11 protein-coding genes and 1 pseudogene are annotated in these 11,941 nt (G+C 59.8%); 2 read left to right on the plus strand and 10 right to left on the minus strand.

Annotated features, from left to right (window positions below):
* Positions 1-49: 49 nt before the first annotated feature.
* From ABNQ40_RS34970 to mobI, 4 genes are all read right to left on the minus strand, one after another.
* Positions 50-346 (minus strand): hypothetical protein, encoded by a 297-nt coding sequence (locus ABNQ40_RS34970; protein ID WP_377806715.1) that lies wholly within the window; start codon positions 344-346, stop codon positions 50-52.
* Positions 347-426: 80 nt separating this feature from the next.
* Positions 427-897, minus strand: coding sequence for a hypothetical protein (locus ABNQ40_RS34975; protein WP_377806714.1), 471 nt, complete (start codon positions 895-897; stop codon positions 427-429).
* 39 nt (positions 898-936) lie between these two features.
* A complete protein-coding gene (locus ABNQ40_RS34980) occupies positions 937-1,233 on the minus strand; it encodes a hypothetical protein (protein WP_377806713.1) in 297 nt (98 codons plus the stop codon).
* A 112-nt stretch (positions 1,234-1,345) separates the two neighbouring features.
* On the minus strand, positions 1,346-1,855 hold the full coding sequence (gene mobI, locus ABNQ40_RS34985) for a conjugative transfer protein MobI(A/C) (protein WP_377806712.1): 510 nt from the start codon (positions 1,853-1,855) through the stop codon (positions 1,346-1,348).
* Between the two features lie 810 nt (positions 1,856-2,665).
* Between mobI and ABNQ40_RS34990 the strand changes: the two genes are divergently transcribed.
* Together ABNQ40_RS34990 and ABNQ40_RS34995 are read left to right on the plus strand one after the other, a co-directional pair.
* The gene (locus tag ABNQ40_RS34990) at positions 2,666-3,661 is read left to right on the plus strand and encodes a plasmid stability protein StbA (RefSeq protein WP_377806711.1); all 996 of its coding nucleotides are present in this window, start codon (positions 2,666-2,668) and stop codon (positions 3,659-3,661) included.
* 478 nt (positions 3,662-4,139) lie between these two features.
* Positions 4,140-4,597: pseudogene (locus ABNQ40_RS34995) on the plus strand (transposase); the annotation flags it as partial.
* Positions 4,598-5,211: 614 nt separating this feature from the next.
* Here ABNQ40_RS34995 and ABNQ40_RS35000 read toward each other — a convergent pair.
* From ABNQ40_RS35000 to ABNQ40_RS35025, 6 genes are all read right to left on the minus strand, one after another.
* The gene (locus ABNQ40_RS35000) at positions 5,212-5,601 is read right to left on the minus strand and encodes a hypothetical protein (protein ID WP_377806710.1); all 390 of its coding nucleotides are present in this window, start codon (positions 5,599-5,601) and stop codon (positions 5,212-5,214) included.
* Positions 5,602-5,670: 69 nt separating this feature from the next.
* Positions 5,671-6,315, minus strand: a complete 645-nt coding sequence (locus ABNQ40_RS35005; protein ID WP_391349757.1) for a FlhC family transcriptional regulator — start codon at positions 6,313-6,315, stop codon at positions 5,671-5,673.
* A gap of 12 nt (positions 6,316-6,327) precedes the next feature.
* Complete coding sequence (locus tag ABNQ40_RS35010; RefSeq protein WP_377806707.1) at positions 6,328-6,615, minus strand: flagellar transcriptional regulator FlhD; 288 nt, start codon at positions 6,613-6,615, stop codon at positions 6,328-6,330.
* Between the two features lie 3 nt (positions 6,616-6,618).
* The gene (locus tag ABNQ40_RS35015) at positions 6,619-7,419 is read right to left on the minus strand and encodes a transglycosylase SLT domain-containing protein (RefSeq protein WP_377806706.1); all 801 of its coding nucleotides are present in this window, start codon (positions 7,417-7,419) and stop codon (positions 6,619-6,621) included.
* A 751-nt stretch (positions 7,420-8,170) separates the two neighbouring features.
* Complete coding sequence (locus ABNQ40_RS35020; RefSeq protein WP_377806705.1) at positions 8,171-8,434, minus strand: hypothetical protein; 264 nt, start codon at positions 8,432-8,434, stop codon at positions 8,171-8,173.
* 253 nt (positions 8,435-8,687) lie between these two features.
* Positions 8,688-11,939: a conjugal transfer protein TraG N-terminal domain-containing protein gene (locus tag ABNQ40_RS35025; RefSeq protein WP_377806704.1), complete on the minus strand. Its 3,252-nt coding sequence runs from the start codon at positions 11,937-11,939 to the stop codon at positions 8,688-8,690.
* Between the last annotated feature and the right edge of the window lie 2 nt (positions 11,940-11,941).

An 11,941-nucleotide genomic window follows, 5' to 3' on the forward strand; every position in this document is an offset into this window, starting at 1 on the left:
ACGGTTGCCGGTGCGACCGACCGAACAAGATGTGCGCCGCAGCGCTCACTCAGGAGGGGCCGTGCAGTGCCGTCCGTTGGTTGCCTTGAACGCGACGCACCAGCAGCTCCCTCAACCGTGCCTGAGAGCAGCCGGCTGTCACAAACTCGATAGCGGTCACCTGTCCCGCGTCGAAGGCCAGCCCTAATAGCGCGCAGTCTGCGATCTTCTGATCGGTGTCCAGAGAGACCGTAACGACGCCTGACTGCTGCGCGATCCGCAGGCCGAAGCCGCAAAGGCCAAGCACACCGATAACCAGCATTGTTTTCTGAACCACGCGTCGAATACGTGGGGAGTGGTCGAACAAGCCTATCACACACTCCTCCTACCCCAGCACCCATCGACTGAAGCCAAGGGCCGTGTTTGGCCCCTCCCCGCCTTTCGGCATCATGCCGCCTGCGTCGCTTGGGCCTCAGTGCGGCGCCAGTGATCAGCCCAGAGCTCGACTACCGCTGCCGGCTTCAACAGTGCCACACGCGCCCAGGCGACGCCATAGAGCGTCGGCATCCGGACGTAACCGTGAGCGGCCACATCCCGGCCGACGAACCTTGGGTCTGTCGTGAAGTTCAGGATGGTCCCGTAGACCGACAGCTGCACAATGTCCGAGAGGAACACCCGTGGCAGCCGCCGCGTCTTCGTGTCCACAGGCACCAAAAGTCCCGCGTCCGACAGGAACACCTGATCGGGTCGTCCGAGGAGGGGCACTGGCAGGTTGGTGCGGACCTCCTCCTCCGACAGGACCAGACGACCACGGGCTAACTCCGCCGGCATGTTCTCACGGCGGAGCCAGAGAAGGCGGTCCGCTTCCTCACGCTCCCGCACCCGGTTTCGTATCTTGCCAATCTCAAGACGTTCCATAGCGGCTGTCCTTTCCAGGGGGGGCCTATCCAGGGGGCGTTAGCCTGCTGTGAGGAAGCGGCGAACCTCGGCGTCGAAGCGTTCGTGTTCAGCGATGCCGGCCTGACGGCGCGCCTCATTGGTGAGGGCAGGAGGAGGACCGCCGCAGGCACTCTTGGCCAGCTTTGTCGCGGACACCGCCCGCAGTCGTCCCCACCGCTGCACCGCAGGGCCATTCTCCAACGACGAAATCGCCTTCATCGGGTGCCGAAGGAACTCTTCGAAGGTCAGGCCCACCTCGTGGAAGCGGCACGCGACGAACAGATCGCCATAAAGCTCCAACTCTGCGTCCAGCATGCCTGCCTCCTAAGGTGTGCGTTGCCTGTCCAGGGGGCGCGCGGCCGTCCGCTCACCCTCTGTCTTCAGCCTACAGATTTTTCCGGAAACGCAAGTCCTTGCCTCGCGCCGCTCAGAGCTCCGGGAGTGCGGCCTCCCATGCAGCCCGCCGCTGTCGCGCTTCGTCCTCAACCCGATGGTAGTTCGCTCCGAGTAGGGCCAACTTCGCCAGCATGCTGCCGCGTGATCGCAGAGGGCCGAAATCCTGTTCCAGTCCACTGATGAGGGCCTTTTCCCAAACCGGCGCATCAGGAAAAGAAGCCATCGGGTATTGCGCTGCCTTGCCCCGCGGCACGTTCTCGTCCAGCCGTCGGCGGTTCGTCTTTCCTCCGAAGAACGTGACTTTCACCCACCGGATCGTGGCCGCCACTGCGCGGCGCTCCACGCGTGCCAAGTAACGATTGTGTTGGGATGGCGGCTCTACCGCGCGGACACGCTCACATTCCATGTAGAAGCGCGTGGCTAATGCCCGAGCTTCGGCTTCCACCACATCTCCCTCGGACTGCAAGAGAGCCCTCAATAGGTCCGCAAAGTTCGCTCCGGTCCGCTCCCGCAGTGCTTTGATCTCATCTTCAAGGGTCATTTTTCCTCAGGGGGTCGGTGCCAATATCTAACCATTGGCACCGCCTCACCCCCCCGTGCCAATGGGCGAAATCGCCCTACTAGACGCAAACTGGTGGGGCATCAGTGCCAATATTGATTGGCACCGGCATGGGTACCGGTGCCAATGGATTGATTATTGCCCCAGCTTCTGACCATTGCAAGACGGATCAGTGCCAATAGAGATTGGCACCGGTGTGGGTACCGGTGCCAATGGGCGAGGTCACTCCATCAAACCTTAAATGGTAGGGAGTCAGTGCCAATGATGGTTGGCACCAACGTAGGTGCCGGTGCCAATGCAAAGTCCATTGACCCTATTTCTCACCATTGCGGGTGGAGCAGTGCCAATAATGATTGGCACCGGTATGGGTACCGGTGCCAATGGCAACATCTGCTCAACCTGCAGGTTCGCCTGCCTTCTCGCTAGATTCTCCAATTTCTACGGCATCGGTGCCAATGACGATTGGCACCGATGCCACTCCAATGCCAATGGACTTCTGTACTTGCATCGCTTCGCGTGACTTTGGAACACTCCGCCCTGCCCTTCAGCGCCGCGTGCTCCTCCGATTGCCACCGCCAAACAGCCGGCCGGGAGGAATGATAGCGGCAGCTTTACCCTCGGCTGCCGCCAGTGTACCGCCAGAGCACCGCCAGAGACTCCTTGCACCCAGCACCCGAGAAAGACGTCGATTTCCGTCGTCTTTCGGCGGCGCGCCGAGCGCTTCGAAGTTGCTAGCATGGCTCATAGGTTCCTGCAGTGAACCGCCAGAGCAACTTCCGGGAATGTGCCGCCATGTTCGCCATCGGGCTCGACATTGGGTATTCGAACCTCAAACTCGCCTTCGGAAAGGTGTCGGACAACGTACTGGCCAAGCCTGCCGTCACACGGGTGTTGCCCGCCGGCGCTGGCCGCCTGTCAGACCTCCCATTGCGGATGGGAAAGGCAGACGGTGACACCGACGCTCTTGTCGTGAACGTCAACGGTGAAAAGTGGGCTGCAGGTGTGGATCAGGCTCGGCTTGAGACCTCGGTTCGCGAGTTGCACGCCGACTACCCCGCCTCCGATGCCTACCGCGCACTGTTCCACGCTGCCCTCCTCATGGGCGAGCACGACACGGTGGACCAGCTTATTACCGGCCTGCCGGTCTCCCAGTTTCTCGACAAGGATCTCCGGGCACGCCTTTCAGACCGCCTGACCGGCGAGCATCAGGTCACCGCCGGCCGGACGATCACAGTGAAGAACACGCTGGTCGTTCCTCAGCCCTTCGGCGCTTACCTGGACCTGCTGAACACGGTCGAGGACGCCGCGGAGCTTGAAGAGTCACGGATCATGGTGATCGATCCCGGCTTCTTCTCGGTGGATTGGATCGCCATCGAGGAGGGCGAGATCCGCAAGGCCAGCAGCGGCACCTCCAAGCGGGCGATGTCGGTTCTGATCGAGACGGCAAACGGCCTCATCCAGGAGGACCATGGAGGCAGCGCCGGCATGGATCGGCTGGAGCAGGCGGTACGTCAGGGCAAGACCTCGGTCCCGGTGTTCGGCACCCCGGTCGAGCTGGCGCAGTACATGGATAAAGCGGCACAGCGTGTTGCAGTCGAGGCCCTGAAGGAAATGAAGCAGCAGCTCCGCGCCAACGATCGCGCGGTAGACATCGTGCTGATCGTCGGCGGCGGTGCCCTGGCCTATGAAGCGGCGGCCCGCGACCTCTTCCCCAAGAGCCGGGTCGTGCTGCCCCAAGATCCGGTCCTGGCGAACGTCCGCGGCTTCTGGAGCGCAGCTGTCCAATGAGAGTCGTCCTGGTCATCACACGCGCCTGCGCCGAGCTAAGCGAGGAGCTAGAGCGTCTGCCGTCCAGAGACCGCGCTGAGTTTATCCGTGGTCTTGCAATGCAGGGGCTTTATCGCAGACGCGAGATCAACGCGGGCCTAGTGGGTGCGGCGGTTCCTGCCGCCCCGATGCCGATCGCGGTATCGACAGCGACACCAGACCCGAAGCTGGGACGCCTGAGGCGCAAGGCTCTGAAGAGCTTGGAAAGCGCCTGATGAGAGGAAGCGGGGTCAATTACTGCAGCCATTGAATTACGACGCGGTTTCGCACCGGCGCCGGGCAGGCTGTTTCGTCCAGCGGCCAGCGGTGAGAGCGCTCAGGACGCCTAAGGAGAAGTTCATGCCTCGTCGGGTGTCCTCCCAGCATAGGATCTCGACCCATAAAGGGCCTCTTCTGGATGGGAGCGTTGTGGTTCAACGCCCTAGAAGAGGGCTTTGAGCTGAGCGACGGTCAGTTCTGGGTGACGGTGGAGCAGCTTGGGCGGCTTGAGCCGCACCTTCCGCGTGATACCCTCGGCAAGCCACGCATGGATGATCGTGGTGTGATCAGCGGACTCCTCCGTGTGCTGAAGTCGGTTGGGCGCTGGGCGGGTGTTCCACCGGTAAAGGGGCCCCGCAAGACGCTCTACAACCGCTCCGTCTGTTGGGCGGCCATGGCATGCGGGAGGACGCCCTGCATGCCTTGGCGGCCGGTGGCCCACCCGCCCAGGTGATGATCGGTTCCACGGCCGTGCGTGCACATCGTTCGGCGAGTAGCGGCAAAGGGGGGGAGCGAGCCCAGGCCATCGGACGTCCCCATGACGGATCAACCACCAAAATCCACGCCCTTAACGAACCGCGCGATCGGCCGCTCGCCTTCCTGCTGATCGGCGGTCAGGTTGACGACTGCAACAATGGGCAGCAGGAAGCATCGCTAGCAACAACTGGCGTTTTAAAACGCTCCTGAGCGCCGCAGAAGGTTACGCCCATGCCATCAGCCCAAATGGCGGTACAGGGCCTCCAGTGGTAGGGAGGTCGCCATCATTGCCTCAAGCGCTTCAGTGCCGAGATCTCCGGTGTAGGCTATCGTATGATGTGCATCGCCCAAGGACCGCCGGGCCACTCTGGCGGCAAGGGCACGAGCCGGCATGTCCTGAGCATTCACAAGCAGCTGGATAGGTCGGTCGTCGTCTATGGGCCATACAAGGCGACCCGGCACGCCGGCGGCCTGCAGGACTTCCAGAGCGGCGAGGATTCGGTCGAAGGTCTCCCGTCGGCGCGCCTTGACCTGCTCGCGTCGACGGTCCTTCTCTGCCCGCGGCAATGGCATGGCACTCCTCCCTCTGTCGTCGAGCGGTCGCGAACTACAGGGTGACGTTCAATCCAACAGCCTTGGACCGCGGCCGTCACGAGTGTTCAATCGGAAGCACCGTGCGCCAGGCTGCCGACCATGGTATCGCACCCTAGATCGGTGGATGGCTGCCGAAAGCGCCCCGCGAGCCAGGCGAGAGTGCCGGGGGCGTGGACGGCATCCTACGCGCCCTCCTGCCAATGCTCGGCCGTGGTGAAGCGCATCCAGTCGCCGCCGTCCTGCTGCCAACGCCTTTGGCCGAGGCAAATCCACCGGTTAGCCTTCATGAACGGCGCGAAACAGGATGACAGGCGGCAATCATCTACGCGAGTTGCCTTGGTCCCGATGAGGCGCAGGTCCGATCGGTAAAGCGGGGCAATATCGGCGCCGCGCAGATCGGCATCATGGCCGTCCAGGCGCAGTCGATCGGTCGCCTCGAAGACCCAGTTGCTGTCGTCATCCCACACGCCGCGATCAGCGCCCGGATAAAGGGATAGCAGCCACAGGCTGGCAGTTCTGGAAACGGGGTTTAAATCTGCGGGCGTGTGGCACAAGACGGGAGCGTCGACCATTGTTGATCGTTACAGTTCCTGCCCGAGTTCCCGTAGCCCATGTGCCCCCCTGTCCGCTCCGGTGGACTATCAGGATGGGTTGGCGCTTGTGGAGACCGACCTAACGTTGAGGGGTTTCGAGGACCTGTCGGCTTCGTCGGAAAAGCAAACGCGCGCAGACGAGACACTGGCGGTCGACCGCCCGATCCGGGTTGCGCTTTCCGAGGTATGTATGGCCGGCTCATTGTCGGTCCCGCACGCCGGACACCGAGGTAGCAGGCGATGCTTATGAACCACAGCGTAGGTGCAGCCGCACTCACACGAGCGCAGCGAGAGATCGCGGATGCGGAGATCACGGACCAGGATCCACGCCTCTGTGGGTCCGATCTTCGGGGCGGAGGCCAATCCCGCCTCAGCACGAAACTCTAGAAACAGACTATAGGCACGGATCAGAGCGTCGATGTTGATTGTCCGAAAGACCGTTTCGGTGCCGACGTGGACGTACAGGTTCAAGAACAGGCTGGCTTCGATCACGTCGTGGCGGGTGCCAACCACACCGTCTGACTCGGACATCTGGCCTGATACGGGAGCTTCGCCGTTGTTGATCTCACGGTAAAGAGCTCGCAGAATCGGTGCGGAGATGCCCGTGTGAAGCTGGACGATCGACGTCCGGACGCCAAACACCATCAGCTTGATCGCCAGGGCCATTTGAGCATGTTGAGATAAGCGGTTCATGAGCGGCGGCCCTCAAGCTTGACGCACGGAAACGGAGCGCAGGAGCGCGATGTGCTTTGCCGGCGCCGCACCATTTTCAAGAACGTCGGGCATCATTGAACGCGGCTGAAAAAGGAACAGCGATCCCGACGCCATTTCCTGAAGTTTGCTGATGCTCACGTCTCGAATGTCTTCCGCAAAGGCGCGCGTGACGCCAAAACGGGCAGTCGCCTCACCCAGGTCTTCTCGCGCAACACGCTGGAGCAGAAGCAGCATGTGCCGGTTCAGATCACGAAAGTCCTCAGCAAACTTGTTGGTCATGGTTCAATCGTTCCAGAGCGAGGACACGGAAAGGCCGCTTCCGGTCAGTTGTTTGAGGCGCTGATGAACGGCGAGCACACGCTGTCCGTAGGCTCGCGCCGCGGATTCGTTCTGCCATGCGTTGTATCGTCCGATGCCAAGCGCAAGGTCACCAGGCTTTGATGCAATGCTCTCGCGCAGGATGGTCGCTCCCATACGCAAATTGAGCTTCGGGTCCAGAAGGTCGGCTGGGTCCGTAACGCGCTTTCCGTGGGCGCCGACATAAACCTGCATCATGCCGATGGCTGTACGTTTCAGCTCGGCTGACGGTAGGCTCCGAAGGTGACGCTCGGCTTCGCGACGATCGTCACCATAGAAATTGCCCTTTGGGCCGTTGAGCGCCCAAGGCCAGGGACGGGCGAAGCGGTTCTCATGCTTGGCGCTTTCAACCAGCGCCACAGAGAACAGCAGGTAGGGATCAATCCCCTCCTCTGCTGCTGCAGCTTCCCAGGCAGTGCCAGAAAGACTGAAAGCGGCAGCCGGTGAGCTCACTGCGGCCATCATGACCGCGGCGATAGCTAAGCCGGCGCCCATCAGGCGCCGCTTTCTCTGCGACGACGCCGGCTTCCCTGGCGCCAAATCGTGATGTTCAACCGGCAACATCGTGTGCCTACGCCTTTTAGATGCGCGTGATACCTCGAACGATTGCGTTATCACGCAACTTTTGAAGGCATTCAAGTAATAAATCGAATTTCGAGGCAATTTCCTGTGTCGGATCACGACATTGAGCAGGCATGCCAAATCGCCTGCGTCAAAATGGGCCACGGCTTCCGTGTTGCTGATGGCGCATTCGGCAAACTATCGACATGGATGAGCGCCCAGTAACCGCAGCTTCTCGAACTTCTATTGATAGGTCCTCACGCGAGGATGGTTAACGGCAATACTCTTGGGCGATCCGCTTCCGCGTTGCTTAATATGTCGTTAACTTCATCGAGGGCATTTCCGCGCATAGCGGTCATGGGGGGAGTCACCTAGCCCTGGTCGAAGCACCGTACCGGCCACGACTGCTGTCCTAGTGATGATGGTGAGGTCACGCTTCATCCCAGCCGCACGATTTCCATCTTTCACTTGAGAGGCATGGCGAAGGTCACTAGCGGTACTCTGGCGGTGCACGGCCTCACACGTCACAGGCAGGGCTCATGACGCAAGTGCTGTACAGGTGCTCTGGCATGCTCCTGGCAGTCACTCCGATCATCCCCAACGCCTTTGCCAGCTGGCCGGCTACGGACGTTTGGCCCCAACCGAGATAGGACCATCGTCCGCGGTTGTCCACGTCGGAAGGCGAGATGCGTGGGGGACTGCCCAGATCACCTATCGCGCCTGCCGAGCACTCGGCCGGTTTGAAGCGACGAGGCCGGCCGGGCATTGCGTAAGCCGACGATCCACTGTGAGGTCAAGCGCACGACTTCAGCGCCTTGATCATCGTGTCGGCGGCCCATCCTCATACCACTCACCAAAAAGAAATGCCCGGCTCCTAAGGATCCGGGCGTGGTCGGCTGGGACAGCTAAAGGCGGATTAGTCGAGAAGGCTGCGGCTGAGATTGATGCCGTTGACCTGACAGCCATAGTTCTCCGTCGGCAAAGCGGAGGCCACGTTTATGTACGGCAACTCAGTTCGCCGAGGTCTCTCCTCCGCAGCCACTGCAAATGGACGACCGTGCGACGAGGAGCGGCGCGAAAGCAACTTCAACGCACTGACGCCAAAGCCGAGGAACAGAAGCGAGAAATGACCCAGGAGGAGGAGTTCGAGGGGCCGGAGGCCGGAGAGGAAATCCAACATAGCCATTGTCCAATCTGTACAGCGACGAACTCACACCGTCACCATACGACAATCGTACCTGCTCTCCCCCTAAATGCAATAGCTCCTACACAAAATATCGATGCTTCGGCTCCGTCTACGTCGGATTTCGACCCGCCTTCCAACGTAAACCGTCGCGAATTGTTGTACGCGGAGATTAGAAGCGCCCGGCCGTCGGTGTTCGACGCCGGGCACTGTGATTAGCACTAGTCAGAAACCCGACGACCAACGCCGGTTATTTTCCACGCCCTTGAGCCAAAGCTCCTGGTGGCCTACTTCCACCGGCTCCAGTCGACGGTTGCTTTGGCGGGGCAGCCGCCTCAACGTCATCTGTTGGGAGGTACCCGCCCCCTTGCATCAAAGGAGGAGCGCTGCTCGGTGCCGCAGGTGCGCTAGTGGACGGCAAAGCCTGTGTCGGCACAGGAGCCGCCTTGGCGTCGTCTGTTGGAGGGTGCCCGTTCCCTTGCATCAAGGGAGGAGCGCTGCTCGGTGCCGCAGGTGTGCTGTTGGCTGGCGGAGCCTGCGTCGATCTGGGTTCCACGTCGAAGCCGGTCATTCGACCAGGATCGTGCTGGGTTATTGAGTATACGTCTCTAACCAGGGACTTGTTAAAGCGTTCAATTGCAGGCGCCAAATTATCGTGCACCCGCTCCTTGGTCCTTTCATAGACACCATCGACACCTTTATTAAGCTCACGCTCGTTCGCTTCTTTTTTATGCCGATCCTGGGTTTGGTTATATCGCTTTTCGAGGTCAGCCCTCGTAGGCATACCGGGGGCGCCACCGCTGTTAGTCTGGCTAATAACGGGGCTGGGGTTGGCGCCATCGGTACCTTGAGGTTCCGTTCGCGGCTGCGGCCTTCCTCCAGAGGCACCTTCCTGATCAATCTGCTCGGGCGTCTTTTGCCCGACCCGGTCCTTCACCTGACCAAAGGCAGGGACGGGCTTACTCCCAACCACCCGTTCAACTTCCGCCCGCGGCTCCGGTATTCCTGCAGCGGTTCCTTCAAGATGCGCGTTACGGGATGGATCACCCATGGGACCGCTATTGTGATTTGTTGCGCCCGAGAGCAACCCAAGCAGCGCGGCTTTCCTGTCGGCCGCTTCGGCGGTGGAACTTGCGGAGCCTCCGGGCATCTTGTTCTGATTGTTCAAGGTCATTAGGCCCGCGTAAGTGATAGCGTCTTCTCTGTTGCCAAAGGCCTTTGTGATTGCTCCCCCCGTCCGCTCGTCCATACGGACCAGTGCGTCACGTGCGCCTGTCAGGTTCCGACGCTCCAATTCGGCTTCAAGCCGCTCTCTTCCACCATGTTGCTGATTAATCGAATTGACTGCTTGGCCCGCGGAGAGCGTCTGGCTGGTTCCGAAGGACCGAGCAAGGCTGTCTGCCTTCTGGTACGCTTCCTGGGCGCTTAGAGCCTGTTGGGCACTTTCGCTCAGCGTCTTCTGGTGGCCTTCCGAAAGGCTGTGGGTGAAGCCGTTCTGAGTCGTATCAGCAGCCTCGCGCAATGCAGTTTCAGTCAGCGCACCGCTGAGCTTATCATTACGGCCGTATTGGAGTTTGATCGCCGCTTCGATCTGCGCAGCAGCTGACTGACCAGCTGTCCCGCTCATTTGGTCAGTTGCCTTGGCACCACCAGCAGCGCCTACCCCGCCACCAAATGCCTTCCCCAGGGCCTTCAATATTTTCGGACTGAATTCACCGGTGACGCCATACTCAAATGCGGCGGCATTAATGAGTTGGGTTCTGGACTCATCCCCCCGAGCATACTTATCAGTCACACCCCTCATGCTGCTCGAGACCAATTCGTAGCTCTTGCTACCCTGAAATGCGGATCCCGACTTGAACAATTCGCTGTGCCCATGCTGATATTGCTCGACAGCTTGGGTGCCGACTGTCGATGCAAGGTTCCTGGCGAATGTTTGCGTCTTAGCGTCGGCGACACTCTTGGTCGACGACTCCGCACTCTGCGCCAGCGAGCCGACGTTGAAGGACGTCAACATCTGGTCAGCCCCGCTGGCCATCGTGACGCGACTCGGATCAACAGTATAGGACGGTGCCACCTGGTATTTGGGCGCGGCATTGAACGTGTCGCGAGCCACCTTATCCTCTTTGAGGAAGTCACCCCCCTGGAGGCGGCCGGCGAGATGCGTCGCAGCGACTGACCCACCATAAACAAGCATAAGCGTCAACGCTGGGACCGATGACGCCAGCATCTCCCCAGTTGAGATCCACTTCTGAAGCGCGCCGTCAGCGACGAGAAGGCCACTCATCGAGTCAATGTAGTAACCAGCACCGTCGAGTGCCGCCATCCTCCCCGCCAAACTCATGTGCATATACAAATTGACGATTGCCAGCACCGGCATCCAAAGTTGGATCCAGAGCAATGTGAGAAGGTATTTTCCGGCAACTGTGATGCCAAAAGGCCCAATCACGACCAAGAAGCCCATTATCGGTGTCACGGCATATGTAAAACCTTCGAGAAATGTCAACATGGGCCGCACAATACTTCTGAACATTGATGCTTCGCCCATCCACGATACTGCCCGCTGGTTCTTTGCGTCCTCTATGAACTTTGCGTAGGTGAAAGCCCGATCCTCCTCCGAGCGCATTACCGCTCCATTCTCAAAAATAGGCTGGAGGACGGAAAGCGTGACGTACTGCTCGGCCGAAATAGCGTCAATACCAATCGCAAGAAGCGCGTTCCCAATAGTCCCAGGCACGTCATGCTCCAACACGTTGAGAATGCCTGGGAGAACCATTCGCATATACTTCTGCGTGAAGTCCCTAGTTGCCGCTGCCAAGACCACATGGGCATCAGTGCAGTCATATGTTTTTGGACTGCTCGCATCAATCCAGAGGTCCACAGTCCAGACTCTTGAGTCAAACTTCAGCGCGTTCACGATATCGCGTGAGTCGTAGATGTCTCTCACGCTGACTGTTTCCGACCCAAGACCAATAGTGGTGCAGTAACTAACGTAATTCGTCCACGACCGAACAAAATCTGAGTTGCCGCCGTTAAGTTTATTGGCTGGTCCGAGCATGGAAGGTTCGCCGGTCGTAACCCGGATTTTTTTTAGGACTTCCATGGCGTGGCCATAGCCATGCCCAGTCATCGCTGGTGCAGAGAATCCTTGCTCGAAAAGGACGGTGAGTTGGTAACCGATTTCGGAGATCGTGGAACCGACTGCGGCGACACCAATTGGAACATTTGCCACCGGCCGCACTTCACCTTTGTACGAATCCGTGATTGTGACGGTGGTAGATGGACCAAAGAGCAGCGAGAAGACCACCCAGCCCAGAAATATTTTTTGCCACTCTATCACCCTTGCACCACCACCAATTGCCTGGAAACTCACGAGTAGCGCTCCAAGCAAAAGGCCAATTTGGGCGACAGCATAAAACTCACCCGTCCCCACAATCATCGCAATGCTGTTCAGGATCTCTGCAAGGAACCCGCTATCTCCGATGCTGTTGATATTCCACATTT

The organism is Azospirillum sp. A23 (assembly GCF_042938965.1).
GTDB lineage: Bacteria > Pseudomonadota > Alphaproteobacteria > Azospirillales > Azospirillaceae > Azospirillum > Azospirillum melinis.